Annotated in this window: 2 protein-coding genes and 1 pseudogene; 1 reads left to right on the top strand and 2 read right to left on the bottom strand. The window is 69.0% G+C overall.

The annotated features are described in order from the left end of the window. Window positions 1–20: 20 nt before the first annotated feature. Window positions 21–386, bottom strand: a complete 366-nt coding sequence (locus I5I_RS04445) for a pyridoxamine 5'-phosphate oxidase family protein (RefSeq protein ID WP_051039474.1) — start codon at window positions 384–386, stop codon at window positions 21–23. A gap of 98 nt (window positions 387–484) precedes the next feature. Here I5I_RS04445 and I5I_RS04440 point away from each other — a divergent pair. Then, a pseudogene (locus tag I5I_RS04440) lies at window positions 485–1,453 on the top strand (molecular chaperone HtpG); the annotation flags it as partial. A gap of 49 nt (window positions 1,454–1,502) precedes the next feature. On the opposite strand, the gene I5I_RS04435 reads toward I5I_RS04440, so the two are convergent. Continuing rightward, window positions 1,503–1,745, bottom strand: a complete 243-nt coding sequence (locus I5I_RS04435) for a hypothetical protein (RefSeq protein WP_187289909.1) — start codon at window positions 1,743–1,745, stop codon at window positions 1,503–1,505. Window positions 1,746–1,762 lie beyond the last annotated feature (17 nt).

Here is a 1,762-nt window from a genome sequence, read left to right as displayed (position 1 = left end):
AGCTCGGTCCCGGGGATCCTCTAGAGTCCCCGGACATAGTTGTACTTGACGGTGGGGATCCAGGGCCGAAGACCCAGCTCGTCGGCGGCGCGGACCTCGTCGGCGGTCGTGAGCCGCTGCGCGTGCCCGCGGATCACGACGCTCCACGCGTCGGTGTCGCTGTACTCGTCGACCTCGAACAGGACGTCGTCGTTGATCGTCAGCTCGGTCAACTTGCTGCCCTCCGCCGTGCGGAACACCACACTGTCGCCGTCGACGATGTAGTTCACGGGGAAGATGTCCAGCACGGCGCCGACGTGGGTCACCAGGCGCCCGAGTTCTTGTTCGGCGAGCCGCTGCCAGCACTGCCGGTCATCGAGGAAGCTGACCGCATCCGAGGTGTCCATGGCCACATCATTCTCCGCTCGCGACCGGATCGCCAGCCTGCGCGCCGGGCAAAATTCTCGAATAGCCTGGACAGGTCCCCGACGCTCCACACCGAGGTATGACGCTGAACGAGAACGCCGCCGCCCATCAGTTCCAGGTCGATCTGCGCGGGGTCATCGACCTGCTCAGCCGACACATCTACTCCGGTCCCCGGGTGTACCTGCGGGAGCTGCTGCAGAACGCTGTCGACGCGATCAGTGCCCGTCGAGGCATCGACGGCGGGGGCGGGCGTGTGCGGATCACACCCGTCAGCGCGGCATCCGACGAGTTCGTCCTCCGCGACGACGGCGTTGGCCTGACGGCCGCCGAGGTCGCCGACCTGCTCGCCACCGTCGGCCGCAGCTCCAAGCGCGACATCTTCGATCTGCCGCGCGGGGACTACCTCGGGCAGTTCGGCATCGGGATGCTGTCGTGCTTCATGGTCTGCGACACCATCGTCATCCGCTCCCGCAGCGCGGTCACCGGCGAAGCCGTGGAGTGGGTGGGTCACTCCGACGGCACCTTCCGCGTCGGGCCGTGCACGCAGGACATTCCCGTCGGCACGAGCGTGCACCTGTCCCCCCGCGCGGAGACACGGACGCTGGTCGAGACCGCCACGGTGCGCGAGCTGGCGGAGACGTTCGCGGCCTATCTGCCGGTGACGATCGTGGTGGACCTGCCCGCCGGCGGCGAGATGACGATCACGACCGAGCCGCCGTTCCTCGCCGACGACCGCGACGCCCGTCTCGCCTACGGCCGTGACCTCATCGGCGCCGAGCCTCTGGATGCCATCGCACTGTCGGTGCCCGCCACCCTGACCCGCGGGGTCGCCTACGTGCTGCCCTATGCCCCTCCCCCGACGGGCCGGCAGAGCACGCGGGTATACCTGCACCGGATGCTGCTGACCGAGCGGGCCGACGACATCCTCCCCGACTGGGCGTTCTTCGCTCGGGCCGTGATCGATTCGGAGGGCCTGCACCCCACCGCCAGCCGGGAATCGCTCGTCGATGACGATGCCCTCGAGCAGACGCGGCGAGAGCTCGGCGACCTGCCGCTGACCGTCCCGACGGCGCGTCGACGAGCGTCCCCGCGAGCGATCAGTTCGCCTGGAACCAGTACGGCGTCAAGTACGAGCTGACCACCGAGAGCACGTTCCGCAAGATCGCTCCGGCCGTCGTCGGCAGCCACCTGCGCTTCGGCTCGATCGCGGTCACCAAGAAGATCACGGGACCGGCGGCGCAGTACGCGCCGACGAGCTTCCTCGCCGATGTCGTCTGCTCCGCCGGCGGGTCACCGCTCGACCTCGGAGCGGCGTCGACCGTCACCCTCAGTGCGGCCAACGACTACNGGCGCGCTC

The organism is Microbacterium sp. B24 (assembly GCF_000333415.1).
Taxonomy (GTDB): domain Bacteria; phylum Actinomycetota; class Actinomycetes; order Actinomycetales; family Microbacteriaceae; genus Microbacterium.
This window is presented reverse-complemented; position numbering and strand designations above follow the sequence as displayed.

Excerpts from the sequence above, each read along its gene's own strand:
- I5I_RS04445 (WP_051039474.1), bottom strand. The coding sequence starts at position 386 with ATGGACACCTCGGATGCGGTCAGCTTCCTCGATGACCGGCAGTGCTGG.